The sequence below is a fragment of the Paraburkholderia lebeckiae genome, assembly GCF_050436325.1.
In the GTDB taxonomy this organism is placed as follows: domain Bacteria; phylum Pseudomonadota; class Gammaproteobacteria; order Burkholderiales; family Burkholderiaceae; genus Paraburkholderia; species Paraburkholderia tuberum.
Genome location: NZ_JBNDLZ010000002.1, coordinates 2391679 through 2416298 on the forward strand (window position 1 = coordinate 2391679; position 24620 = coordinate 2416298).

A 24620-nucleotide genomic window follows, 5' to 3' on the forward strand; every position below is an offset into this window, starting at 1 on the left:
ATTCCGTATCAAAGCCTGATAAAAGGAGAATAACCATGTCGGATCAGATCAATAGCCGTCGCCGCCGCTTTCTCGGAACAACAGTTGCCGGTCTCAGCCTGCTCGAATTGGGACTGAGCAGCCTCGCGCATGCGCAATCGGCCGACACGGCTGGTAATGCAAAGGCGGGCGCGCGGGTCGCGTCGTTCGAGAACATTCGCTCGATCAACGCGGGCACGCTGAACGTCAGCTACGCGGAAGCGGGCCCACAGAACGGACCGGTGGTCATTCTGCTGCATGGCTGGCCTTACGACATCTACAGCTTCGCCGAAGTGACGCCGTTGCTGACGGCGGCCGGTTATCGCGTGATCGTGCCTTACCTGCGCGGCTACGGCGGCACGCGTTTTCTGTCGGCGGATACGCCGCGCAACGGTCAACAGGCGGTGGTCGCGGTCGACATCATCAACCTGATGGACGCGCTGAAAATCGACAAGGCCGTGCTCGGCGGCTTCGACTGGGGCGCGCGCACGGTGAACATCGTCGCCGCGCTGTGGCCGCAACGCGTGAAGGCGATGGTGTCGGTGAGCGGCTATCTCATCGGCAGCCAGGACGCGAACCGCGCGCCGTTGCCGCCGAAGGCCGAGCTCGCGTGGTGGTATCAGTTCTATTTCGCCACGGAGCGCGGCCGCGCGGGCTATGAAGCGAACCGTCATGACTTCAACAAGCTGATCTGGCATACCGCCTCGCCGAAATGGAATTTCGACGACGCCACGTTCGAGCGCTCCGCCGAATCGTTCAATAACCCGGACCATGTTGCCGTGGTCATTCACAACTATCGCTGGCGTCTGGGACTCGCGCGGGGCGAGCCGCAATACGACGAACTCGAAAAGCGCCTCGCCACCGGACCGACGATCGCAGTGCCGACCATCACACTCGAAGGCGATGCGAACGGCGCCGCGCATCCCGAGCCCGCAGCATACCCGAAGAAGTTTACCGGCAAGTATCAGCACCGCAATGTCAGCGGCGGCATCGGCCATAACCTGCCGCAGGAAGCGCCGAAAGCTTTTGCGGATGCGATTCTCGACGTCACCCGCCTTTGATGGAGCCGGCGCGCGCCGGCTTCTTCTGAACGGAACCCCAGCAGTCGAACGTACGGCTGCTGGGGTTTTTTCATGAGCGGGCCATTTGCAACACACCTGCAACCCGCACGACGCATGCGACGCCGTCCCTGCACGGCATGTTCGGAAGTCGGTTTTTGTATCGCAATGTATCAACGGCATACGCAGACAAACACGCTTGCAGAAATGGGGGTGACGAAAACATTGCAGATACGTTGGAGCGTTCTAATGTCTTCACGCAAGGTTGATTCACAACGTTGCGTGAATCAGGTGGGACGTCACAGTGTATCCGCGTCGATGGCTTCGCGTCCCGCTCAATCCTTATCCCTGATGGTTTGATACCCGGAGAAGACTCATGAAACTCGTTCAATCGCTGATCGTCGCCGCACTCGTCGCCGTTCCCGTCGTTTCGTTCGCGCAATCGCAACCGCAACAGGCACTCACACGTGCCGAAGTCCGCGCTGAGGTGGTCCAGTTGCAGAAGGCCGGCTATAGCCCGGCCAGCGACAACGCGCAATACCCGCGGAACATCGAAGCGGCAGAAGCGCGCATCAGCGCCGGCAGCGACGCTACCGCCTACGGCGGTGTCGCGAATGGCAGCTCGGCTTCCAGCTCGCGTGTGCCGATGAAGCATGCGGCCGCGAATGGCGCCAACGACGGCTCGAACGTCGTCGGCCTCGGCGCGATCTACGCGCACTCCTGATTCGTTGATCCCTGAATGTTTTGATACCCGGAGAAGACTCATGAAACTCGTTCAATCGCTGATCGTCGCCGCACTCGTTGCCGTTCCCGTCGTTTCGTTCGCGCAATCGCAACCGCGACAGGTACTCACACGCGCCGAAGTCCGCGCGGAACTGGTCCAGTTGGAAAAGGCCGGCTACAACCCGGCCAGCGACAACACGCAATACCCGCAGAACATCGAAGCGGCCGAGGCGCGCATCAGCGCGGGCCATGACGCGGCCGCCTACGGTGGCGTCGCGAACGGCAGTTCCGCTTCGGGCTCGCACGTGTCGATGAAGCGTGCGGCGGCGGATCGCATGTACGACGGCTCCAACATCGTCGGCCTCGGTTCCATCTACGCGCATTCGTGATCGATGCAAATGAGCAGGCCGTCCGCGTGCATCGGCTCACGTCGACGCGCGGACTCCTTGTTTAACTCAACCTGTCGAGACAATAACGATGACCACGCTGCTGAAAAAAATTCTGGGTTCCGTTCTGTTGCTGGGCGGACTGTTCGCGTTGCAGGCCACGGAGTCCGCGCAGGCCGCGCCGTCCGATGACCTGAAGGGCAAGAATGTCGTTCTCGTACACGGCGCTTTCGCTGACGGGTCCAGCTGGGACAAAGTGATCCCATTGCTCGAAGCGCGCGGCCTGCACGTGGTGGCCGTGCAGAATCCGCTGAGCTCGCTTGCCGACGACGTGGCGGCAACCCGGCGCGTGATCGCGCAGCAGAACGGGCCTGTGATTCTGGTCGGCCATTCATGGGGCGGCGTGGTGGTCAGCGAGGCCGGCAACGACGACAAGGTGAAGAGCCTCGTGTACGTCGCGGCATTTGCGCCGGACAACAGTCAGTCCATTGCCGACCTCACGAGGGACCAACCTCCGCCGGTCTGGGCGAGCGAATTGCGCAAGGACTCGGCGGGTTATCTGACGCTATCGACCCAGGCGGTGCTGGACGACTTCGCGCAGGATCTGCCGCTGCCGCAGAAGCGCCTGATCGCGGCGACCCAGCAGCCCTGGGCCGCTGGCTGTATCGACGACAAGGTGACGAACGCCGCGTGGCATGGCAAGCCGTCGTACTTCGTGGTATCGGGCCGCGACCGCATGATCGATCCGTCCTTGCAACTGGAGATGGCGAAACACATCGACGCGAAGATCACGCGCGTCGCCACGAGCCATGTCGCGATGCTGAGCCAGCCGCAGGCCGTGGCCGACGCGATCATCGCCGCCTCGCGGGCCGCGCATTGAAGCGCGCGCAGTCTTGTCAATCAGATTGCGATTGACGGAATGCTCTTCATGCAGCGCAGCGCGAACATCGAGCGGCTATGGCGAATGCCTGCGATCTTGTAGAGCTTTTCGCGCAGGAAACGCTCGTAGCCCGCGGTGCCGTCTACCGCGACCTTGACCAGGTAGTCGTAGTCGCCAGACACCAGGTACGCTTCGAGCACTTCGCTGAGCGTGGCGAGTTCGGCGCCGAAGCGTGCGAGCGCATTTTCGTCGTGGCGGTCCAGCGTGACTTCGAGCAGCACGACGTCCGCGAAGCCGAGCTTTTGCTGATCGAGCAATGCGACATAGCCGCGGATATACCCTTCGTTTTCGAGGTGCCGCGTGCGATTCCAGCACGCGGTGGTCGACATGCCGACCAGTTCGGCAAGCTCCGCATTGCTGAGCCGGGCGTTCTTCTGAAGCTCGCGCATGATCTTGCGATCGAGGGCGTCGAGCGGGCGGTTTCGGGTACTCATCGACGTTATGTGAAGGATATTTTTAAAAAATCAATTATAGGTGAAGATCGTTCCGATTCAACCGTTTCAGATGGTACGTTTAAGAAGCCTATCCAGTGGGGCTCCCGGTATATTTTCAGCGTGCATTCATGCCCGGGACAACCGCCCGGACCGCCGGCCTCGCGCTGGCGATCCTCCGTGGCCACAAGCCGCTTTTTCGGTGTCTCGCCGCCTTCACGGGAAGGCGGCACGCGGGCGAATTCCGGCGTTACCCACGCCAGAAGGCGCGCTCGCCGGGCATGGACGCATGTCGCCACATATGTCTATCGCTACCCTCTTTTGCCCGCTGATTTGCCGATGCCGATCCACTTGTACGTTTCGTTCTTCTGGCTTCCGCCGTACTCGTTTATTCGCCCGGCCCGGTCAATGTTCCGACGATGAGCCGGGCGCTCAGCGCCGGATGGTGCGCGGCATTGCCCTGTGTGTGGGGGGGGCACCTGCGCGGTATTGCTGCAACTCGCCTTTACGGCGTTGTGTCTGAATTCGTTGTGGCTGATCGATGAGCGCGCGCTAATCGTATTGCGCTGGGCCGGCGCGATTTATCTGGTTTATCCGGGCTTCAGACAATAGAGACGCGGCACGTTTTCGGCTTCACCGGTTCTGTCCCATGGCGCCGGACAACGCGGTCTGTTTTGGCGCGGCTTCGCGACGTCGGGCTTGAATCCGAAAACGCTATTGTTCTTTCCGTCTTTCTTTCCACAGTTCGTCAGTACTTCGTCGAATGAAGCGCATTGATAGGCCAATCATCAGTACCTTTTGCTGGGCAGTACTTTTGCGCTGATGTTCGCGTTGGGCATCGCATCGACGGCAATCTTCTCGCACCGCCTGCGTACGGTTCTACAACGGCCGACGCGGCTGCGCATCGTGAACTGTCTGATGGGGAGCTTGCTGGTAGAGACGGGCGCGCTGATGGCGGCGCTACGCTGACCATGAAACGATCCGCATACCGCCGCCGCGGGAACAACGTCATCCTTATCGTCTGTACCGCGCGATATCAATGGAAAATGAGGTACAGGATGATCAGTACAATCACTGGAACGCCGAGCAGCCAGCCAAGTAGGTAAGGCATGATGTCATCTCCTTTCGTATTGAAGTTCGAATACGCGGGAGTTTCAGCAGGCAGCGTGCCTGGCTCGAAGATGTCGATCTATTCGAGCAATCGATCGACCGCGACGCCGATGGTCCGCATATCGGGCTTTAGCCATTGTTCGAAAAGCCCGGAGACATACGGCCGCCTTGCCGATATCTTCCATGGCGCCGACCCGCCGATTCCCGAATTCGCGCCGGTAATCAGCGCGACGTGATTGGCCAGTAACTCTTCCATCGAGTGCTCCGGCAACGACGAAAAAGCGAAGCCGCCACCTACCGGCACGCGACATCGCGCGGATAGACGGCGGCCCGCCTCATGTTCCAGTCCGCTACGCGTGGTCTATATCACACCGGCAACCAGCAGAACGATTACCACGATCAGTACGATGCCGAGTCCGCCGGTCGGACCATAGCCCCACGATCGGCTGTGTGGCCACGCCGGAAAAGCGCCGATCAGCAGCAGAATCAGCACGATTAGAAGAATGGTTCCTAGCATCTTATGACCTCCGCCTGGTTGAGAGAGACCTGCTTTATCTACATTGGCCACAAGGCCGCAGGGTAATCCCTAGGCAGCAAACCTTGTGCCCAAGGTCGATCCTTTTAATCAGATCACCGGGACGACGCGCGGCGCGTGCGGAGATCTCGAGCCAATTGAAATGGCACTCGTCGCGCTCAAAACCTGAGCAGGGTGCCGTTTTTCCAATTGCGGACACGTCGCGCGTCCTATAGATAGGTTCCGCCGATGCGGCCTTCGAAGATCGCGGTGTTGATGTCCCAATCGTCGACGGTACCCGTGCCGCCACCGTCCACCTTGACGACTACCGAGCGGCCGCCGCGCAGCGTCTTCATCTGTTCGGCGGTCAGCGTTTTCTCGTCGGATGGCTCGCCCGCGCCGGGCGGCAGGTCTTTGATGATCAAAGTGGCTTTCATGGCATTTCTCCTGGACGTGGAAAGGCGAGCACAGTGCGGCGCCCGCATAGCTTTCTGCAAGGCCTATGCCAAGGTGAGGGAACGTGCGCCGCAACATGGAGCGGGGGCCGCGATGCGAAGCCTGGCAAGGATCCGCGCGAGAGCCGCGTTGAATCGCACTGAACACGATCGCGATTGCGCGTCGAAGTGTTTGCGCGCGTCCCACGAGTCACGTGCGAATGGTTGGGGCGCAGCGCAGCGTCGCGCGTGGCGAACTCAGGCGTCCAACACTCAATCGCAAGCGCAAACAGAAACGGCACGCGCCATATGCGCGTGCCGTGATGGTGAAACGCCCCGGCGAGCAATGCTAGCGGCGCTGGCGTCTACGCGGCAAGGCTGCTTCCGCGATACGCAGATGCGCGGCCGGAAAGCCCGGCGGGTACTCGACGACGCGCATCGCGGCCGGCACCAGCGGCGCGGCGAGACTCGAGCGCGCGCCGACTCGGGCGCCGCCGACGATCGCGGCCATCGCCTCGCGGTCCAGTTCGACGCTTTCGGTCAGATCCTTGATGCTCAGCTTGGCCATGATGGCTCCAGAAAAACGCTCCGGCGGCCAGACCCGTTCGGGTGCCGGCCGCCGTGCCCGGAATGTGTTCGGCGTGTTATTCGTTGTACTGAGGTCTCAACGCACTATCAGTATAGGAAATCCGCTCGCGGCGCGCATGGCCGTGGTGTTGCCGCGGCAGTGAAGGAACCCCCAGTCCCCCGCTGCTGCCCTGGCTTACACGGCGGAGTAATTGGCGCCCGACAGGATAGGGTCGACTTTCAGCTTCAGCGGCAGCACGACGCCTGGGCCGATCGAACCGATGTCATTGAGCGCTGCGACGTTGACGATTTGCTGCTGAGCCAGATTCTGAATGACGTTGACGTTGACGTTGACGTTGGCGATGCCGGCAAGGCTGCCGAGACCACCAAGGCCCGAGGGCATGGGCACGTTGCTGCCGGTGCCGCCGGCGATCCCGGACATGGCCCGGCGGTCGAGTTCGCGCGTGCCGGACAGATCGCGAATCATGAGGGATGACATGGCGTTTCTCCAAAGACGTACGGAAAGCGGACATGAATGGCTTGCGACGAAGCGGCCCGCGGCTGCGGGCGCCTCGCCGCACCACGCACTATTAGTGGTTGCTGTTGCTCGAATTGATATACGGCGAGAAGTCCGACGTGATGCCGGTGGCGAACGCAACATCGTTGCCGTTGGCGTTCTGGAAGTTCAGTTCGTTACTGATCACTTGCGTGGTGGTGCTGTTCTTGACGCTGGTCGGCGCATAGACCGGGGCGAAGCTATAGTACTTGCTCGGGCCGAAGCCGCCGCGTACGGCTTGCATGGCTTTGCTGTCGAGTTGTTCGGTGACGGACAGGTCTTTGATCATCAGCGTTTTCATGGTGAGTCTCCTGAAAGAAGTGTTCGCAGTGTTGCGAGTGGTTTCGAGCAATTCGTTTGCTCGGACATCACTAATGCACAGGCTGTGCCAGTCTTAGTCAAGTATCCTGAGGAAATCGACGAAGCCCTGTCGTATAAGGGTTTTGCGCGTGGAAGGACCATCGTGCCGGTCAGGTCGAAACACGTTGACGCGCCCCGAGCGGTGGCCGCCGTCCGACATTGCGGCGGACCCTGTTGGATGCCGCACGACATTGCGCGAGCCAGCACACGGCGCGGCGCGCGGCTCATGCCTGGTTTGCCTGGTTTGCGAAAGCGCGGACCGGGAGCTAGTATCGAAACGGCACATGTAACTGGATACGACAGGTTTTCTATCGACCCGCGTGGCGTCGGTCGCATGCGACACGGTCCAGCGGCAACGGCGGTGCTTCGCACAAATGGCTAGCCTTGCGCGTGTGATTCTCGACTTCCAGAGCGGCGAGCTATCGCGTGACGAGTTCGTCGCGCAGCTCGACAGCGCGTTGGCGACCGAGCAACTCGGTCCGACGCGGCTGCTGGAGACGCTGTACGCCGCGCATCATCGGTCGCCGTTGCCCGACGATCTCTACCTGGAAGTGCGGCGGCGCATCGAGCTGCTGCGCCTGTCGAACGTCGCGGCGGGTGGCGAGGAAACCGGCATCCAGACCACGGTCGATCTACCGTCGCTGCGTTCGTCGAGCGCTGGCAGTGCGGGCACCGCGAGTCCTGTCGGAAGCGCCGCGCACGAGACCATCAAAGGCATCGGCGATACGCTGAACAACCGCTTCGTGCTCGAGGAGTGCCTCGGCGTGGGCGGCATGGGCACCGTGTACAAGGCGCTCGATCTGCGCAAGCTCGAAGCGTCGGATCGCAAGCCCTATCTCGCGATCAAGGTGCTGAACGTCCAGTTTCGCGGCAATCCGAATTCGCTGGTCGCGCTGCAGCGCGAGGCGCGCAAGGCGCAGGTACTCGCGCATCGCAACATCATCACCGTCTACGACTTCGACCGCGACGGACCGATCGTCTATCTGACGATGGAGTACCTGAGCGGCAAACCCTTGAGCCAGCTGCTGCGCACGCCGGGCTATCAGGGCATGCCGGTGCGGGCCGCGCTGCCGATCGTGCGCGGCATGTGCGCGGCGCTTGCGTACGCGCACGAGCGCGGCTTCGTCCATTGCGATTTCAAACCCGCGAACGTGTTTTTGACCACGAATGCCGAAGTGAAGGTGATCGACTTCGGCATCGCGCGCGTATTCCAGCGGCCTGAAGAGGAGAGCGACGCGACGGTGTTCGATCCCGGCAGTCTGGGCGCGTTGACGCCGGCCTATGCGAGCCCGGAGATGATCGAGCATCGCGAGCCGGACCCGCGCGACGATATCTACGCGCTTGGCTGCATCACGTACGAGCTGTTGACGGGACATCATCCGTTCGATCGCCTGTCGGCCACGCAGGCGCGCAATTCCGATTTCAAGCCGCAGCGTCCGGCGAATCTCGATGCGCGACAGTGGCGCGCGTTGCGTGCCGCGTTGTCGTTCGATCGCAATACGCGGATACCGAGCGTCGTGCGCTTTATCGCCGAGTTCGACAATGAAGCGCGCGCGGAGAAGTCCGGGACGCTCGCGTGGATCGGGCTCGCTGGCCTCGCCATCGTGTGCGCGGTCACGGTGGGCGTGTTCGCTTTTCGCTCGGGGTCCAGCCGGCAGCAAGCCGCGCAAATCGAGGCGGCGAGATCGCAGGGCGATCAGGTCGATCGGGCGGCTGGGGCGTCCGCTGTCGCGCCTGCGCCGAAGCCCGCGTTGACGCTCGCCGCGATCACGCCCACGCTTGCCCAGGTGCCGTGTTCGGCTTTATCGGGCGCGGTGCAGGACCACGCACTGACGGTACGCGGTTTCCTGTCGCAGCGGTACGGTGTCGCGCATCTGAAGGAGACGTTGGCGGCGCTGCCTGGCGTCGATACGGTTTCGCTAGACGTGCGGCCGCTCGCCGACGATAAATGCGACCTCGTCAAAACGCTCGCGCCGCTTCTGGTGCGCAACTGGCAGGCGGGGCGCGTGGCGTCGCTGCAGATGCGTCCGCCGAGCGGTTTGCTGACCGAGAACGACTCGCTGGTGGTCGACCTGAAAGCGCCGCCGTTCGATTCCTTTGCGACCGTCGACTACTACCAGCTAGACGGCCACGTCGTGCACATGGTGCCCAGTCATCTGTGGCCGGACAATCAGATGCAGGCGAACGGCGGTCCGTACACGATCGGCAGCAATGCGGGCGATTGGACCGTATCGAAGCCATTCGGCTCGGAGATGGTGGTGCTGATGGTGACGCCGGTGCCGTTGTTCGACAAGCTGCGGCCGGAAAGCGAAGCGCGCGCCGATTATCTGCGCGCGCTCGCGACCCGGCTCAAGCAGATTGGCGGTCAATACGGGCAGGATCACCTGTTGGCGGACTTCGCCCCGATCACGACCAGACCCGCGACGCGATGATCCGTCAGGGAGCCAATCGACACGGCTTTTAGTGCAGATCCTTGACGACGCGAAAACCGTTCTGCGATTGGCGCACGCCCGCGCTGTATTTGAAGCGCGTCGCGCTGAGCATGTAGTCGCCGCCTTCGCGCCATGAGCCGCCGCGAATCGCGCGCATCTCGCAGCCGGGCGAATCCCACGCGTGACCATCGACGGGCGCGCCCTGATAGGTGTTGTGCCAACAGTCGGCGGTCCACTCCCAGACGCCGCCGTTCATGTCGTACAGACCCAGCGGATTCGCGGCGAACGTGCCGACGTTTTCCGGGCCTTCCTTGTGCCACGGGTCGCCGCAGTCCTTGCAATTGGCGTTGCCCTTGCGCATCTGCTCGCCCCACCAGTACGCGGTCGTGGTGCCGGCGCGGTCCGCGTATTCCCATTCGGCTTCGGTCGGCAGACGGTACGGTTTGCCGGTCGTTTTGGCGAGCCACTTGACGTACTGCTGCGCGTCGTCCCAACTGAGATCGCGCGCGGGTGCGGTCTTGGTGCTATTGCTCTCCGGCGTCAGCTTCTGGCAGGCGCCGGCGGCGACGCACGCATTCCATTGCTCGACCGTCACGGGGAATTTACCGATCGCGAAGGGCGCGCCAATGCTCACGTGATGCACGGGCTTTTCCGACGGATCGTCGGTATTGCTGCCCATTGCGAACGAGCCGGCGGGTACCGCGACCATGACCGGACAGGCCGCGCAGTCGCGGATTTCACCGGCCGTCGGGGGATGAGCGACGGTCTTTTCGGCGAATGGCGGCGCGGCGGCCGTGGCGGGCGGCGTTGGCGATGGCGCGACGGCGGGGCGCGGTGGTGGCGGCGCGGCTGCGCTGGCTTGCGTCGCGGGATGCGTGACCTGTGCAGACGGCGTGGGTGGCGCGACGTGACCGCTCTGCGTCGCGGGCGCGGCTGGCGGTGCAGCCGGCGCGGCACTCACCGCGGGAGTCGATGCCGCCGCGCGCAATCGATCGATTCGTGCATGCGCGAGTGTGGCGAAGCGGCCATTCGGATAGGCCTTCAGATAAGCCTCATAATCGGCTGGGTAGTTGCTGTCCTTGATCGAATCCCAGAACGTGATTTCGTATTGTTCGCCGCTTTCCTTGGGCATGATGCCGCGACTGCGCGGCGTGATGGCGCGATGGTCTGACGTATTCGACGACTCGATAGCGCTTTCGCCACTTGTGGGAATGGATGAACGCGCGACAGAGAGCCACGGTTGCTGCGCTCCGCGTGTAGCGGCGCGTACTTCGGCGCCGACGTGTCGGAACAGCGCGGCGAGCGATCGCGACGATGCGTCGGCGTCGTTGAGTGCTTGCAGCAAGGCATCGGTATAGACACCATGCCGCGGACCGTCCGCCGCGAAACCGCCCGGTGCGGTTGCATAGGCAATCACGGTGTTGGCAGCGATCTTCGGTTTATCGATCGCAACCGCGGCGGGCGCAAATGGATTGTCGAGGCACGTATCGAGAATCACGAGATTGAGCCGGCCCGCGCGAGCGGATTGCATCGCATGCAATACGGTATTCAGATCGACGCCGTTATTCAGTAGCGACACCGGCGCGCGGATATCGCCTCGCGCATTGAGCCCCGCCGGCAGAAGCAGCGTTTGTGCGCCTACCTGCATGCCGTGTCCGGCGAAATAGAACAGTCCGATATCGCCTGTTCGCAATCGTCGTTGAAATTCGTCGATGGCCGCGCGCATTTGCTGCGGCGTAGCATTCGTGCGCGTGATGACTTCAAAGCCACGCGCACGGAGCGCAGCGCCGATCGATTCGGCGTCGCGCGGCGCGTTGGCGCGGATCGGGTTTGTGGCGTCACCGTACTCGCCGTTTCCGATCACGAGCGCGACACGCCGCGAATGCGTGTCGTCGCGTGACGAAGCAAAGGGAGAAAGGAGCGAAGCGGTGTCCGCCGGCCACGCCGGATGACTCGCTACCCAAGCCGGGCTCGGCTCGATGCTTTCACGTTGCGTCGCGGCACCGGCACTGTCCCACTGCGCCTGGATTGCCCCAACCATGCACACCAGCAGGAATCGTCGCCACATCTTTATATCCTGTTTGTACCGGACAGAGTTCAGGCATTCGTGCACCACGCTCGCGCTGCCCGCGCTCTTTATTAACGATAGCACGCACTTTGCGTCACAACTGTCCGGGAGTCCTTAACGCGTCATACGGTTAACGAGCATGGCGTATCTTTTTGGCAAGTTACGTCCTAAGCTGATTCACAAAGTCACGTCGCACGGCCGTTTTAACTAGGTGGCTGCCTGCCCGTTTCAACCCGCGACACGCCGCTCGAACACCCGGAAGGTCATCGATAGCCGGGTCCCAGCCATGACTCCTGTTCGGGAGAGTGCGCTATGCGAAGAACCCGTGTTTCCTTTCTTTTCGGCAGTCGTGATCCGGCGCAAGGGCGTTGCGGCGGATTACGCGCGGCGATGTGCGCGACGCTCGTCGCGGTCTGCCTCGGTATCGGCACTGGCGGCGTTGCGCGCGCCGAGCAGACGCCGTCACCGCCGGGGGCCGAAGAGTACATCATCTGGCCGTCGGATGGCGCGGTGATTCACGGCGGCAAGCTGTGGGTGCGCATGGGGCTGCGCAATATGGGTGTGTGTCCGAAGGGCATCGCGTTTCCGAATACCGGCCACCATCATCTTCTGATCGACACGGATTTGCCCGCGCTCGATCAGGAGATTCCATCGGACCGCCAGCACCTGCATTTCGGCGCGGGCGAAACCGACGCGCGCATCGAGTTGCCGCCCGGCAAGCACACGCTGCAGCTGATTCTCGGCGACCATCATCATGTGCCGCACGTACCGCCCGTGTATTCGAAGAAGATCACCATCACCGTGCTAAAAGACTAACGCGATCCGTTCGTTAGAACTGGTCAAGCCGGAACGGAGAGTCCTGATGAACAAGTTCATTGCGGCCGCGGCATTCGTCGCAGCGGCACTGGCGGTATCGACCGCGCCGCAGAGCGCGTGGGCAGCGACGCCGTCGCCGCCCGGCGCCTACGCGTACATCGGCTATCCGAACGATGGCCAGGTGGTGCCCGCCAATAAGCCGTTTCGCGTGTGGTTTGGTCTGCGTTTCATGGGTGTCGCGCCGAAAGGCGTCAAGTACCCGAACACCGGCCACCATCATCTTCTGATCGATAGCGATCTGCCGCCGATGGACCAGGAGATACCCTCGGATCGTCATCATCTGCATTTCGGCGCGGGCGAAACGGAAACGATGATTCAATTGCCGCCGGGCAAGCATACGTTGCAGCTGTTGATGGGCGACGACATGCATATGCCGCACAACCCGCCGGTGTATTCGAAGAAGATCACGGTGATCGCGCGGTGACTGTCATCACGCAGCCAACAATGTCGCGCGCGCTGTTGGCTGCGATCCACCATTCACTGGTCTCGCTTCGCCGCTCGCCAGCGTCGGGACAGCGAGTGCGAACTTCCAGGCCTTTGCTACAAGGCGTTCAGGACGCGAATGACAAAAGCAAGGCACTCCTGGCATAGCCCATGCGTGAGTAGCGCCCGAGCAGACAAGTTGCTCGAACCCGACGCACCACGATGCGCTTTCCCGTTTCCAGGAGATTTGCCATGAACACGCTGATGATCAAGGACCTGTCCAACACCGAACAACTCGACAGCAAGGCGATGAGCGCCGTGCGCGGTGGCAACGACTACTATTCGATGCCGTCGTACCTCAGCTATGCGCCCGTCTATGCGCCGCACAGCATCAAGAACGTCTCCACGACGCAGATGATCAACACGGAAATGAACATCCAGAGCGCGAACGGCAACAACTCGGCGCTGGTCAGCGGTACGACCACCTACATCCAACCGACCATTTACTCGAGCAACGTCAACAACGGGTAGTGAGCGGCGCACGCGCGGCCCGAGCGGCCGCGTGTGCGTGCCCCAACAGGCGCATCGCTCAAAAAGACCGCTAATCCAATCGTCCTTTCCACGCATCCTTCGCGTATCCGCCGCTCCCCGCATCGACTTTTCCGCCGCTTCGTTGCCGAAGCCGCGCGGAAGCGGCTCGGCCTGAAAAACCGGGCATCTCGCGCGAAACAGACGGGTGCAACTGGAGACCACCGTGTCAGCATTGCCGGAATCATCGTTCGATTCGTCGCGTGATTCGCTGGACCTTCAGCGGGTTCCTGCTGAAGCCAGGACGCCTCGCCGCATAGCCCGTGTGCTGCGCGGGACGTGCGCCGCAACGATGTGCGCAATGGCGTTGAGTGCGTGCGTCGACGTCAGAATGCCGGCTTATCAACGCCCGGACACGCCGGCCAAGACATCGTGGTCGGATCGCAATGGCGCGCCGGTATCGGCCGCGGAGACGATCGAGCGCGACTGGTGGAAGGGCTTCCAGGACCCGTTCCTCGATACGCTGATCGACAAGGCGATCGACGGCAACTTCGATATCCGGGTGCTGGCGGCGCGTATCGAAGTCGCGCACACGCAGATCAGCGAGACAGGCGCGGCCGCATTGCCGACGGTGGACCTCGGTGCCGGCGCCGACTACACGAAGACGACTGGCCAGCCTTTGACGAAGACGTACAACCTCGCGCTGCAGGTGAACTGGGACATCGACATCTGGGGCAAGGTCGAAAAAGGCGTGCAGGCGCAAAAGGCCGAATTCCACGCGAGCGAGGCGGATTGGCGCGCGGGCTATCTCGAACTCGTCGCGAATGTGGCCAGTACCTATTTCCAGATCCTGCAATTCGACGACCAGATCGCACAGCAGCAAAAGACCATCGCCACGAACAAGCAAATCCTGGCGATCTACGAAGGCCAGGCGCGCAATGGGCTCGTGCCGCAAACGCAGGTGTTGCGCCAGCAGGCGGAGATCAACCGGCTCACCAACGATCTGTATGACCTGCGCCGATCGCGGGCGGTCTCCGACAACGCGCTATGCACGTTGCTCGGCGTGCCGGCCGGCGAATTCCATGTGCCGCAGGGCCATTTACAGGAGCGCGTGAAATTGCCGGCCGTGCCCGATGGTTTGCCCGCGCAATTGCTGTCGCGCCGCCCCGACGTGGTGGCGGCCGAATTCAGGGTGCTCGAGACCTATGACCTCGTCGGTCAGTCGAAGCTCGCGCAATTGCCGAGCATCGGCCTCACCGCGCAAGGCGGCACGGCAAGTTACGCGCTTAACCAACTGCTGAAGTCGTTCACGTTCGGCCTGATGCCGAGCATCAATTTTCCGCTGTTCGATCCGGGCGTGCGCGCACATGTGAAGGTGACCGAGGCGCAATCGAAAGTCGCCGAGCAGCAATATCGCGTGGCCGTGATGGGCGCATTCGAGGAAGTGGAGAACGCGCTCGTCAATCTGAGTGCCCATAAGGCGCAGCGCGCGGAATTGCAGCAGCAGGTGTCGCGCCTGCAGATCGTCGCGGATCAGATCCAGTCGCAACTGCGCCTTGGCGTCGTGTCGCAACTCGAAGTATTCGAAGACGAGCGGACCTTGCTGGAGGCGCAACAGGCGTTGCTGGAAAACCACCAATTGATTCTGTCCGACACGGTAACGCTTTATAAGGCGCTCGGCGGCGGATGGCCAGGTGTCGACGTGCAAGCGCAGGTCAAAGAGAAGTAACGAAGCATTGAGCTAATCCACGAGTTGGCGTACCGCGCGGGTATTTCGTCGGCTGACGGCTTATCCGCGGTCTACTCATCCGGCGATATCCAAATTGACACTCTCGATGCGTGACTTACAATCCTTTAGGGGTCAGCGTTTGCGTGGCTCTTCACGACAATATCGTTGCGCCGCTGTTCTTCGTCCAGTTCGCCCCGCGTTCCCGCCGCGGCGGGTAAACGCTTAGCGATCCAGATAAAATGGCCACCGGCGAAGCTCCGATTGCTGAAATGCGCGTGACAGTGGACGCTGCCTTCGACGTGGTGTTGTCGCCGGTTGCCGGCGCGCAGCGCCCCGCGCTCGACGCCATTCGCATCGTCGACAACCTGTTCGCCATCGGCCGCATCGAAGCGCCGTTCAGCGACTATTCCGCACAATGGACCGCCGGTCTTTCGCGCCGACACGCGCGCGTTTTCATCGAGCATGGCGCGATTTATGTTGCCGATCTCGGCAGCAAGAACGGCACGACGGTCAACGGCATCGCGGTGCGGCAAACCCCCGCGCGTGTACGCGCCGGCGATGAACTCTGCTTTGGCGGTGAACTGCGCTATCGTGTCGGCATCGAGCCGCGCGCGCGCGTCGTCACGGGTGGAAGCGCTTCTTCCCTCATTCATCTATTGCTGGTGCCGCAGCGCGATGACCTGGGTCTGCAACCGGTCGACGTGCTGGCTTTTCCATTTCTGGTCAGTAAAACGGACGAGGTTTTCTCGCGCTACAAAGACCGTTATCCGCACCAGGTCAATTACATTTCCCGGCGCCATGCGCACCTGTTTCTGAAGGGTGGCGAGTTCTATGTCGAGGATCTCGGCAGCACCAACGGCACGTTCGTGAATGGACAGCGGATCGGCGAATCGGCGCTTGCACTGGCGGACGGCGACGTCGTTGCATTTGGCGGCGACCACTTCGTCTACAGGGTGTCGCTACAGAACTCCGCCGACGTCGAACCCACTGTGACCCAGCTCTCTCTTCAGCCCGCTGTCGACAGTGCCGCCGATGCCGACAAGACGACGTTCGTCGGCACTGCGCATTCGTTTCTCGACATCTTTTGCGTCGATCCGGCGCTGCGACGCGAAGACGAAGTGAATGAAGCGGCGCAGCCGGGCTCCGCGCGCGCGAAGCGTGACGGAGTAGGGACGGCAAATGCCGCGCAGGGCGCCAAAGGCGCGCAGGCGGGGCATCCCGCCGATACGAGAGACGGCGCGAATGAAAGAAGCGGCAAAGCCAAGAGCGCGGCAAGAAGTAAGCCGCGTCGCTGGAAAATGATCGCCGGCGAACTCCACAAGGCGTTAGCGGACGGCGAGCGCACCAATGTGCGGCGCGCGGCGGCATGCGGCGGAGCGGGTATCGCGATCGTGGTTGCGCTTGGCGTGGGGCTTTATCTGCACGGTTCATCGGAACGGGAGTTGAAGAGCCTGCTCGCGAGCGGTGATTACTCGAGCGCTCTCACGATGGCGCGCGGCTATCTGGCGACGCATCCGGCGGACACGAAAATCAGCGCGCTCGCGAGCGAGGCGTTGTTGAAAGCGAACTTGCCGGGCTGGATCGAAGCCGTGCAACAAGCGAAGTTCGACCAGGCCGACACGCTGCTGAAGAACATGAGGGCGTTGAGCGGAAATGACGCCGATGCCGCGTCGCTGGTCGGCGAATTGCAATGGGTCGGCGATCTCGAACGCTTCGTCGCGGCACGTGGCGGCGTCGACGCGCCGATCCGCATGTATACGGACGAAGCGACGATCAACGGTCTGCTGCACCGCTGGGACGACGACGCGACGAGTCACCAGCGCGCGCTCGATCGGATTGCGAGTTATGTGCCGGTCTTCGCGGAGCCCTACGCACATACGCTCAGCCATCTGCGCAAGCTCGAAAGCGACGATTCGGTGTACGTCGCCGCGATCGATCGGCTCAATGGCGTAATTCATACCGAACTTTCGCGCGACAAACCCGACGCGCTGCCGCCGGTACTCGACGATTACGCGCAGCGTTATCCGCGGCTCGCGGGGCTCGATAGAGTACGCGACGATTTGCGCCAATACACTGGGGTGCTGAATGCCGCGTTGAGCCGTCAATTGACGTCATTGCTGGCGATGATGAAAACGGTGCGCTTCAGCACGCCGCCTTTTCAGGCGCAATTCCAGCAGCTTGCGTCTACACGCTTGCCGTCGCCGGACATCGTTCAACGGCAGGACGCGGTCGATGCCGCGTGGCAGCGCGGCGACGCGCAGCAGGCGCTGAACGATTTGCAGTCGATGCCGGCGAGCCCGTGGTCCGATGTGCTCGCGGCCGAAGCGACGCACAAGAAGGCGTTGTCCGATCGATACAACGATCTGCAGAAAACGCGTGGCGGGAAAGATTACGACCAGCGTTTGCTGTCGTTCTACGCGAGCCTCGATCCGCGGACCGACGCATGGTTCGTGCAGGCGATCCAGAAAGACGTGGCCGCGTTGCATGACAAGGCGCTCGCGCATGCGCAAGATCTGCTGGTGCGCGCGCAAAGCCTGTGGAAAGAGTACCGCGCGAACGGTTCGATCGGCGGCACGCAGCGGCTCGAAGCCGGCATCTCGCCGGGCTTTCGCAACGAGGCGCGTCTGCTGAGCGACGCGCAGACGGCGGCACGCCAGGGCATGCGCATCTATACGCAGCTGAAGGCCGATCATCCCGTCGACTTCGATCGCCTGCTCGCGGATATCGAAGCCGAAGCGAGTTTGCAGCGCCGCTCGTTGACCGAGTTGCGCATGGTGCTGGACCCTGGGCTGCTGAAAGCGAAGCTCGCGTTGATTGGAGGCGATCAGAGTGAAACGCGACCCTCACCCTAGACCGTTGTCGGAGGCGCTCGAAGATCATAGCGTCGAAGGCATTGCGATTCTGACGTCCGAGCCGGTGCGGATTGCGCGCGCGCTGATCTGGGCGATGGTCGCGCTCGTCGTGTCGGGTTTGCTGTGGTCGTTCGTCGGCCGCGCGGATGTGATCGTCAGTGCGCCCGGCACGTTGTCGCCGGAATCGGAGGTGCGGCGCATCTATACGCCGATCGACGGCGAACTCGCGGATCTGTATATCGCCGAGGGGCAGCCGGTGTCGAAAGGCGATGTGCTCGCGCGGCTCAATGCGCGCGGTGCGATCGAGGCAGCGAGCAACGCGTTACAGGCACAACTGAAACTCGAAGACGCCGAACGCGAATGGAAGCAGTTCCCGGAGAAGAAGGCGTTGATGGAACGCAAGGCCGCGTCGTTGAAGGCGCAACTCGAAGTCGAGGAGCGCTTGCACGAGAATCGCGTTTCAGAAGGCACGACGAAGCTTGCCGAAGGGCAGAAGGCCGAACTCGACGAAGCGCGCAGCTCGCTCGACAACGCGCGCCGCACGCGCGAAGCGGCGAATCAGGAACTTGATCGCTATTCGCGGCTGTTCGCGCAGCCGGGCGGCGGTGGCATTGCCGAATTACTGGTCGAGCAGAAACGCACGGCCGCGCTCGAAGCGGATAACGCTTACCGTGTCGCGCAGTCGAAGCTGGCCGAGCTCGACTTTCGTCTGAGCCATGAATACGCGCAGGCCAATGCGCAACTCGCGACGAGCGGCCAGCAAAGCACCGATCTGCAGCTGCAATACGATTCGGCGGTGCGCGAGATCACCGATGCGGAAGACAAACTGCGCGTGCAACTGCAAAGCGCGCGCCTCGAAGCCGATGCCGCCGCGCGGGTGCGTTTCGAGAACATCGATAAAGACAATTTTTTGCTGATTCTCGCGCCGGTTTCAGGCGTGATTACCGACGTCACGTCGACGCAGCGCGGCGACAAGATTCAGGCGAATGCACCGCTCGGCGGCATTGCGCCAAAAGACGCGCGGCCCGTGCTGAAGATCGAAATCTCCGAACACGACCGCGCCTTTCTGCACGTGGGCCTGCCTGTCAAATTGAAGTTCAACGCGTTTCCTTACCAGCGCTACGGGTTGATCAGCGGCACGCTCGCATATATCTCGCCGGCCACGAAGCCATCCGCGCAGGACAAGCAACCGGTCTACGAAGGCCGTGTCACGCTGGACAAGGACTACTACCAGGTGGCCGGCACGCGTTATCCGCTGCGTTACGGCATGACCGCCAATGCGGAAATCGTCGTTCGCGAGCGGCGCCTGATCGACCTCGGTCTCGATCCGTTCAGAGAGGTGGCGGGTTGAGCGCGCGAATCAAACATCCACGAAAGGAGCCGAGCAAATGACCGCGATAGTGCGTATCGATGACGAAGTCGTGGACGTGGACGAGTTCATTCGTCTTCTGAAACTGACCGGCCAGTTCGAGAGCCTGATCGAGCAGATCGTGCGCGACAAGCTTACCGTCCATGCGGCGAAGAAGCAGGGCATCGCCGTCAGCGCCGACGAGATCCAGCAGCGCGCGGACCAGTTTCGCCGCGTGCGCGGGCTGCATCGCGCGGCGGACATGAATCATTATCTCGACGCGCTGCACGTGAGCCTCGACGAATTCGAGGCGTTCATTACCGACGGGCTTTATCAGGAGAAGATGCTCGACGACATCGGTAACGACGCTGCGATCCATGATTACTTCGCGTTGAATTCACCGAAGTTCGACGCGATCGAAGTCAGCCATATCGTGCTCGATAGCGAAGGCAAGGCGAAGGAAATGATCTCGTACCTGCACGACGACCCGGACGCCTTCGGCGAGATGGCGCGCGAGCATTCGATTGCCGACACGCGCGAGTCGGGCGGCGTGATCGGCAAAGTGCTGCGCGGTTCGCTGAAGCCCGATATCGAGGCGAAGATTTTTAACGCGGCGGTCGGCGATCTGCTTGGGCCGTTTCCGTCGGCCGACCGCTCGTGTTTCGAGATCTTCGCGGTCACGGCCAAATATCCGGCCACGCTCGATGCGGACGTGGCCACCGAAATCCGCCGTTTGCTGCGCGAGAGCTGGCTCATTGCCCGCGCCCAGGAACACGTGATCGAGGCGCGCTAGTGCCCGACTAGCGCCCGATAAAGCGAGGCTCACCGATACATGGACGCCCTCCAGACCGCGCCATCCGCGCCTTCCACCGCCGAATTTCTCGCTTCGGTGGAGATCCTGTCGCCGTTCTCGCGCGACGAAATCGAGCGGCTTGCCGAGGACGCGCAGGCCAGGTTCTATTCGTTTGGCGAAACGGTGTGCTCGGCCGGTGAAGTGGCCGAAGGTCTCTATGTGATCCGCTCGGGCACGGTACGTATCTTCACCGAGGAGCACGGCAAGGAAACCAGCATGGGCGTGCGCAAGTCGGGCGAGATCTTTGCCGACATTGCGATGTTGCGCTCGTACGTTCACGAAGCGTCGGTGCGTTCGTCGGGCAAGACCGAAGTACTGTTCATTCCGCGCAGCGCGGTCGAACCGGTGATGGCGGGCAACGCCGCCGCGTTGGCGTTCGTCGCCAGCTATGTGGCGATCAATTCGGCCGGGGGCTTCGTCGCGCAATTGTTCGATCTGCGCGGCAAGCTGAACAAGGCGGAACTCGAAGAGTACGTGCGCAGCGTCGGCGCAAAACGGGTCGCTGCCGGCAAGGAGATTCTGAAACAGGACGGCCGCGACGACAGGCGGCTTTATGTGGTGCGGCAAGGCCAGGTGCGCATCGTGCGGCATGAGGAGGGCCACGACTATACGCTCGCGACGCTCGGCAAAGGGGAGATATTCGGCGAGAAGGCGTGCCTGATGCGCCAGGAACAGATGGCATCGGTCGTTGCAACCACCGACACGCGGCTGCTGGTCATCCCCGAGCGCACCGTTCATTTCATTCTCGAACGCAATCCGAAACTGCGAGAAGTGCTCGACGAGCGCATCCACTATGGCGACCGCGAATTGCAGCGGCAAAAGCGGCTCGAACAGCGGCGCAAGCTGCCGTTGATGCTCGACCTGCAGAGCAAGCCGGAACTCGGCGAGAAGATCATCCGGCGTTTCGCGCTCGTCGAGCAGGCCGAGGAGATGGATTGCGGCGCCGCGTGTCTCGCGATGATCTGCCGCCATTACGGCATTCCGATGACGCTCGGCAAATTGCGCGAACTCGCGAACGTGACGACGCAGGGTGCGACGCTCGACAGCCTCGCGCGCGCGGGCGAGTCGCTCGGTTTCACGACGCGCGGCGTGCAATGCACGTTCGATTCGCTGCGCGGCTTCGATCTGCCGTTCATCGTGCATTGGGAGGGCTATCACTATGTGGTCGTGTACGGGCTGTCGAAAGAGTATGTCTGGGTGGCGGACCCGGCACTCGGTTTCAGAAAGCTGAGCGTCGAAGATTTCGAACGCGGGTGGAGCGGCACCTGCCTATTGTTTACCGGCGGATCGCAGTTGCTGCAGATGTCGGCCGCGCGCTCGCCGTGGATTCGCTTTGTCGGCTATCTGAGGCCGTACCGCAAGATACTCGGCTATCTGTTTCTGGCGACCTTCGTGATTCAGGTGCTCGGCGTGATTCCACCGCTGATCATTCAGAACATTCTGGACGGCGTGATCGTGCATCAGAACGTCAGCCTGCTGCATATGCTGATCGGCGGGCTCATCATCTCCAATGTCTTCACGCAGTTGATGTCGACGATTCGCGCGTATCTGGCGAACTTCATGGTCCGCAACATGGACTTCGCGATGATGTCGCAGTTCTTCAAGCATACGTTGTCGCTGCCGTTCTCGTTCTTCGCGAAGCGCAAGACCGGCGATATCTTCGCGCGCTTTCAGGAAAACCAGACGATCCGCGCGTTCCTGACCGAATCCACCGTGACGACCGCGCTGAATCTGCTGATGATCTTCATCTACTTCACGATCATGTTCGTGTACAACGTGAAGATGACGCTGGTGTTGATCGCATTCGTAATTCCGATCATGGGACTCACGGTGATCGCGACGCCGAAGATCAAGGGCTACGCACGCGAGGTGTTCACGGCGTCGACCGAGGCGAAGTCGTTCCTGATGGAAGCTCTGGCCGGCGTCGAGACCGTCAAGGGCATGGGCATCGAGCGGCCGGTACGGTTGCGCTGGGAGAAGAAATACGCAAAGGCGCTCGAATTGCAGTATCGCGCGCACGCATTCAATATTCTGGTCGGCTTCGGCAGTCAATTGCTGAATGCGGCAACGACGATTGCGATTCTTTGGGTTGGCGCGAATCTGGTACTCGCGCGCGAATTGACGATCGGTCAGCTGATCGCGTTCAATGCATTCATGGGCAGCGTATTGAGTCCGCTGATGGGTCTCGTCGGCCTGTGGAGCATGCTCAACGATGCGGGTGTCGCGATGGAACGGCTCGGCGATGTGCTCGATATCGAGCCCGAACAGAAGCCGCAGGATTTGCCCTCACGCGTGATGCTGCCGGAACTGCAAGGCGAAATCAGCCTGCAAGGCGTGTACTTCCGCTATGGCGAAGAGGATTCCGCTTATGTGCTGGAGAACATCAGCTTCGATATCAAGCCGGGTGAACTGGTCGCGATCGTCGGGCGCAGCGGGTCGGGCAAAACCACGCTCGCGAAGCTGCTGGTTGGCTTCTATCAGCCGAGCGAAGGGAAAATGACGATCGACGGCTATGACTCCGGCGTGATCGACAAGGCTTATTTCCGCGCGCAAATCGGCTACGTGATGCAAAGCAATCTGCTGTTCTCGGGCACGATCGCCGAGAACATCGCAAGCGGCGACGATGCGCCGGAGCGCCGCCGCATCGAGGAAGTCGCGAAAATGGCCGACGCGCACGGCTTCATCGGCAAGATGCCGCTCGGTTATGAGCAGATCGTCGGCGAGCGCGGCATCGGTTTGTCGGGCGGTCAAATCCAGCGGCTTTGCATTGCGCGTGCGCTGTATCACGATCCGCGTCTGCTCGTGTTCGACGAGGCGACGTCGGCGCTCGACTCGCAATCGGAGAGCAATATTCTCGGCAATATGCACGACATCCTGAAGGGCCGCACGGCGGTGATCATCGCGCATCGGCTCAGCACGATCATGCGCGCGGACAAGATTCTCGTGCTGTATGAAGGCGCGATCGTCGAACAGGGCCGTCATGAGGAGTTGATCCAGCGCGGCGGCATGTACTATCAGCTCGTGCAGAAACAGTTGAGTGCATCATGATGAAGATACTCGACCAGATTGAAGAGGCGAGTCCCGCGATATCGTACGCGGGACTGATCGAGCGGATCGAGATCCTGCGCTCCACGTTGCGCTGGTCGTCGCGGCTCGAACGCGCCGATATCGACAAGCTGCTGAGGCAGGCCACGTCGTTGCGCGACGAAGTGATGCAGCTTTCGCACAAGGAGCGCTTCGTGCAGGCGGCCACCTCGGGCGAGCCGCAGACGAGCGCGGAGCAGTCGCGCGGTGCGCGCCGCAAGGCACTACTCGAACGCAGCTTCATTTTCGAGGGTACGTTCGGCGACAACCCGCGTTTGCTCGAATCGCTCGAAATCGCGGAAAAAGCGGCGCCAACCGATTTGCCGGTGTTGATCGATGGAGAAAGCGGCACCGGCAAGGAGCTGATGGCGAAAGTGATTCACGCGAATGGCTCGCGTGCGGACAAGCCGTTCGTTTCGGTGAACTGCGGCGCGATTCCGGAAAATCTGCTCGAATCCGAACTGTTCGGGCATCGCAAGGGCGCATTCACCGGCGCGTCGAGCGACCGCAAGGGCAAATTCGAAAGCGCGCATACGGGCACGATCTTTCTCGACGAAATCGGCGAGTTGCCGCTCGCGGGCCAGGTCAAGCTGCTGCGTGTGCTCGAGGCGCACGAGATTCAACGCGTCGGCTCCGACGAAACGATCGCGGTCGATACGCGCATCGTCGCGGCGACCAATCGCAATCTGCGCAAGCTCAGCGAGGAAGGCCGGTTTCGCGAGGATCTGTTCTACCGGCTCAGCGTGATTCACGTGACGCTGCCGCCGCTGCGCGAACGGCGCGACGAGATTCCGTTGCTGATTGCGTGGTTCGGCGACGAAGCGGCGGGCACGCTGAAACGCCGGCCAGTCAGGTTGACGCCGCGTTTGCGGGACTTTCTATTGAGTTACGCATATCCGGGCAACATTCGCGAATTGCGCAACGTGATGTACCGCATCTCATGTCTGGCTGCAGACATGGCCGACGTCGAGCATTTGCCGCTCGATATGCGACCCGCCGCACCCGGTTCGGCGGCGGCGCAGGCGGAGGGCGGACAGGCGAGCGGCGAGCAGCCGATCAGCGTCGCGAATCTGATGTCGTTGAGCGACGCGAAGCGGGCGGCCAGCGACGACGCCGAGAAAGCGTTCCTCGAACGCGGACTGCGTGAAGTCAGCGGGACCGTCGCCGAACTGGCGCGGCGCATCGATATGAATCGCTCGCACTTGCAGATGCTGCTGAAAAAGCACGGCCTGCACTCGAAGGATTTCCGCAATCGCAATGCGCCGCCCCCGAAGAACGGCGCGAACGAGCGCGACGAGGAAGACGACGAAGGCTGAGTGAAGGACCACTG

General features: G+C 61.9%; 22 protein-coding genes and 2 pseudogenes. 15 read left to right on the plus strand and 9 right to left on the minus strand.

From position 1 onward, the window contains the following. Positions 1-35 precede the first annotated feature (35 nt). The 4 genes from OKW44_RS14205 (at position 36) to OKW44_RS14220 (ending at position 3065) form a co-directional block, all read left to right on the plus strand. A complete protein-coding gene (locus tag OKW44_RS14205) occupies positions 36-1079 on the plus strand; it encodes an alpha/beta fold hydrolase (protein ID WP_018423739.1) in 1044 nt (347 codons plus the stop codon). Positions 1080-1452: 373 nt separating this feature from the next. Continuing rightward, a complete protein-coding gene (locus tag OKW44_RS14210; RefSeq protein WP_018423738.1) occupies positions 1453-1800 on the plus strand; it encodes a DUF4148 domain-containing protein in 348 nt (115 codons plus the stop codon). Positions 1801-1840: 40 nt separating this feature from the next. Beyond that, complete coding sequence (locus tag OKW44_RS14215) at positions 1841-2188, plus strand: DUF4148 domain-containing protein (RefSeq protein WP_018423737.1); 348 nt, start codon at positions 1841-1843, stop codon at positions 2186-2188. An 88-nt stretch (positions 2189-2276) separates the two neighbouring features. Next, on the plus strand, positions 2277-3065 hold the full coding sequence (locus OKW44_RS14220) for an alpha/beta fold hydrolase (protein ID WP_018423736.1): 789 nt from the start codon (positions 2277-2279) through the stop codon (positions 3063-3065). A gap of 20 nt (positions 3066-3085) precedes the next feature. Here the strand turns inward: OKW44_RS14220 and OKW44_RS14225 are convergent, their stop codons facing one another. Beyond that, positions 3086-3559: an Lrp/AsnC family transcriptional regulator gene (locus tag OKW44_RS14225; RefSeq protein WP_018423735.1), complete on the minus strand. Its 474-nt coding sequence runs from the start codon at positions 3557-3559 to the stop codon at positions 3086-3088. A 336-nt stretch (positions 3560-3895) separates the two neighbouring features. On the opposite strand from OKW44_RS14225, the pseudogene OKW44_RS14230 reads away from it, so the two are divergent. Then, a pseudogene (locus OKW44_RS14230) lies at positions 3896-4525 on the plus strand (LysE family translocator). 220 nt (positions 4526-4745) lie between these two features. Here OKW44_RS14230 and OKW44_RS14235 read toward each other — a convergent pair. The 6 genes from OKW44_RS14235 to OKW44_RS14260 form a co-directional block, all read right to left on the minus strand. Then, positions 4746-4922, minus strand: coding sequence for a hypothetical protein (locus tag OKW44_RS14235; RefSeq protein ID WP_162634081.1), 177 nt, complete (start codon positions 4920-4922; stop codon positions 4746-4748). 105 nt (positions 4923-5027) lie between these two features. After that, positions 5028-5183: a DUF3309 family protein gene (locus OKW44_RS14240; RefSeq protein WP_018423731.1), complete on the minus strand. Its 156-nt coding sequence runs from the start codon at positions 5181-5183 to the stop codon at positions 5028-5030. A gap of 227 nt (positions 5184-5410) precedes the next feature. After that, positions 5411-5617 (minus strand): hypothetical protein, encoded by a 207-nt coding sequence (locus OKW44_RS14245; protein ID WP_018423730.1) that lies wholly within the window; start codon positions 5615-5617, stop codon positions 5411-5413. A gap of 346 nt (positions 5618-5963) precedes the next feature. Beyond that, a complete protein-coding gene (locus tag OKW44_RS14250) occupies positions 5964-6182 on the minus strand; it encodes a hypothetical protein (RefSeq protein WP_018423728.1) in 219 nt (72 codons plus the stop codon). Between the two features lie 195 nt (positions 6183-6377). Then, positions 6378-6680, minus strand: coding sequence for a hypothetical protein (locus OKW44_RS14255; protein ID WP_026226398.1), 303 nt, complete (start codon positions 6678-6680; stop codon positions 6378-6380). Positions 6681-6771: 91 nt separating this feature from the next. Beyond that, entirely contained in the window at positions 6772-7038 is a 267-nt protein-coding gene (locus OKW44_RS14260) for a hypothetical protein (RefSeq protein ID WP_018423726.1), read from the minus strand. Between the two features lie 433 nt (positions 7039-7471). On the opposite strand from OKW44_RS14260, the gene OKW44_RS14265 reads away from it, so the two are divergent. Further along, positions 7472-9529, plus strand: coding sequence for a serine/threonine-protein kinase (locus tag OKW44_RS14265; protein WP_018423725.1), 2058 nt, complete (start codon positions 7472-7474; stop codon positions 9527-9529). A gap of 28 nt (positions 9530-9557) precedes the next feature. On the opposite strand, the gene OKW44_RS14270 is transcribed toward OKW44_RS14265, so the two are convergent. Next, entirely contained in the window at positions 9558-10661 is a 1104-nt protein-coding gene (locus OKW44_RS14270) for a formylglycine-generating enzyme family protein (protein ID WP_429410887.1), read from the minus strand. A gap of 105 nt (positions 10662-10766) precedes the next feature. Next, positions 10767-11597: pseudogene (locus tag OKW44_RS14275) on the minus strand (caspase family protein); the annotation flags it as partial. A 390-nt stretch (positions 11598-11987) separates the two neighbouring features. On the opposite strand from OKW44_RS14275, the gene OKW44_RS14280 reads away from it, so the two are divergent. The 9 genes from OKW44_RS14280 to OKW44_RS14320 all read left to right on the plus strand — a co-directional run bounded on the left by OKW44_RS14280 (position 11988) and on the right by OKW44_RS14320 (position 24606). Next, positions 11988-12413, plus strand: coding sequence for a DUF4399 domain-containing protein (locus tag OKW44_RS14280; protein ID WP_018423723.1), 426 nt, complete (start codon positions 11988-11990; stop codon positions 12411-12413). Between the two features lie 46 nt (positions 12414-12459). Continuing rightward, positions 12460-12897, plus strand: a complete 438-nt coding sequence (locus OKW44_RS14285; RefSeq protein WP_018423722.1) for a DUF4399 domain-containing protein — start codon at positions 12460-12462, stop codon at positions 12895-12897. A gap of 251 nt (positions 12898-13148) precedes the next feature. After that, entirely contained in the window at positions 13149-13427 is a 279-nt protein-coding gene (locus tag OKW44_RS14290; protein ID WP_018423721.1) for a hypothetical protein, read from the plus strand. 349 nt (positions 13428-13776) lie between these two features. After that, positions 13777-15153, plus strand: a complete 1377-nt coding sequence (locus OKW44_RS14295; RefSeq protein ID WP_239499295.1) for an efflux transporter outer membrane subunit — start codon at positions 13777-13779, stop codon at positions 15151-15153. Positions 15154-15392: 239 nt separating this feature from the next. Continuing rightward, a complete protein-coding gene (locus tag OKW44_RS14300; protein WP_018423719.1) occupies positions 15393-18005 on the plus strand; it encodes an FHA domain-containing protein in 2613 nt (870 codons plus the stop codon). Continuing rightward, a complete protein-coding gene (locus OKW44_RS14305) occupies positions 17983-19356 on the plus strand; it encodes a beta-barrel domain-containing protein (protein ID WP_026226396.1) in 1374 nt (457 codons plus the stop codon). Before OKW44_RS14300 ends, OKW44_RS14305 begins: the two co-directional genes overlap by 23 nt. A 37-nt stretch (positions 19357-19393) precedes the next feature. Beyond that, complete coding sequence (locus OKW44_RS14310; RefSeq protein ID WP_018423717.1) at positions 19394-20146, plus strand: peptidylprolyl isomerase; 753 nt, start codon at positions 19394-19396, stop codon at positions 20144-20146. Positions 20147-20185: 39 nt separating this feature from the next. Further along, positions 20186-23254 (plus strand): peptidase domain-containing ABC transporter, encoded by a 3069-nt coding sequence (locus tag OKW44_RS14315; RefSeq protein WP_018423716.1) that lies wholly within the window; start codon positions 20186-20188, stop codon positions 23252-23254. Beyond that, the gene (locus OKW44_RS14320) at positions 23251-24606 is read left to right on the plus strand and encodes a sigma-54 interaction domain-containing protein (RefSeq protein ID WP_018423715.1); all 1356 of its coding nucleotides are present in this window, start codon (positions 23251-23253) and stop codon (positions 24604-24606) included. The genes OKW44_RS14315 and OKW44_RS14320 overlap by 4 nt, the downstream gene beginning before the upstream one ends. Positions 24607-24620 lie beyond the last annotated feature (14 nt).

Coding starts and splice junctions, on each gene's coding strand:
- OKW44_RS14290 (WP_018423721.1), top strand. CDS start 13,149: ATGAACACGCTGATGATCAAGGACCTGTCCAACACCGAACAACTCGAC.
- OKW44_RS14210 (WP_018423738.1), top strand. CDS start 1,453: ATGAAACTCGTTCAATCGCTGATCGTCGCCGCACTCGTCGCCGTTCCC.
- OKW44_RS14250 (WP_018423728.1), bottom strand. CDS start 6,182: ATGGCCAAGCTGAGCATCAAGGATCTGACCGAAAGCGTCGAACTGGAC.
- OKW44_RS14255 (WP_026226398.1), bottom strand. CDS start 6,680: ATGTCATCCCTCATGATTCGCGATCTGTCCGGCACGCGCGAACTCGAC.
- OKW44_RS14320 (WP_018423715.1), top strand. CDS start 23,251: ATGATGAAGATACTCGACCAGATTGAAGAGGCGAGTCCCGCGATATCG.
- OKW44_RS14280 (WP_018423723.1), top strand. CDS start 11,988: ATGTGCGCGACGCTCGTCGCGGTCTGCCTCGGTATCGGCACTGGCGGC.
- OKW44_RS14270 (WP_429410887.1), bottom strand. CDS start 10,661: ATGCCCAAGGAAAGCGGCGAACAATACGAAATCACGTTCTGGGATTCG.
- OKW44_RS14225 (WP_018423735.1), bottom strand. CDS start 3,559: ATGAGTACCCGAAACCGCCCGCTCGACGCCCTCGATCGCAAGATCATG.
- OKW44_RS14285 (WP_018423722.1), top strand. CDS start 12,460: ATGAACAAGTTCATTGCGGCCGCGGCATTCGTCGCAGCGGCACTGGCG.
- OKW44_RS14215 (WP_018423737.1), top strand. CDS start 1,841: ATGAAACTCGTTCAATCGCTGATCGTCGCCGCACTCGTTGCCGTTCCC.
- OKW44_RS14205 (WP_018423739.1), top strand. CDS start 36: ATGTCGGATCAGATCAATAGCCGTCGCCGCCGCTTTCTCGGAACAACA.
- OKW44_RS14315 (WP_018423716.1), top strand. CDS start 20,186: ATGGACGCCCTCCAGACCGCGCCATCCGCGCCTTCCACCGCCGAATTT.
- OKW44_RS14310 (WP_018423717.1), top strand. CDS start 19,394: ATGACCGCGATAGTGCGTATCGATGACGAAGTCGTGGACGTGGACGAG.
- OKW44_RS14245 (WP_018423730.1), bottom strand. CDS start 5,617: ATGAAAGCCACTTTGATCATCAAAGACCTGCCGCCCGGCGCGGGCGAG.
- OKW44_RS14300 (WP_018423719.1), top strand. CDS start 15,393: ATGGCCACCGGCGAAGCTCCGATTGCTGAAATGCGCGTGACAGTGGAC.
- OKW44_RS14220 (WP_018423736.1), top strand. CDS start 2,277: ATGACCACGCTGCTGAAAAAAATTCTGGGTTCCGTTCTGTTGCTGGGC.
- OKW44_RS14265 (WP_018423725.1), top strand. CDS start 7,472: ATGGCTAGCCTTGCGCGTGTGATTCTCGACTTCCAGAGCGGCGAGCTA.
- OKW44_RS14295 (WP_239499295.1), top strand. CDS start 13,777: ATGTGCGCAATGGCGTTGAGTGCGTGCGTCGACGTCAGAATGCCGGCT.
- OKW44_RS14235 (WP_162634081.1), bottom strand. CDS start 4,922: ATGGAAGAGTTACTGGCCAATCACGTCGCGCTGATTACCGGCGCGAAT.
- OKW44_RS14240 (WP_018423731.1), bottom strand. CDS start 5,183: ATGCTAGGAACCATTCTTCTAATCGTGCTGATTCTGCTGCTGATCGGC.
- OKW44_RS14260 (WP_018423726.1), bottom strand. CDS start 7,038: ATGAAAACGCTGATGATCAAAGACCTGTCCGTCACCGAACAACTCGAC.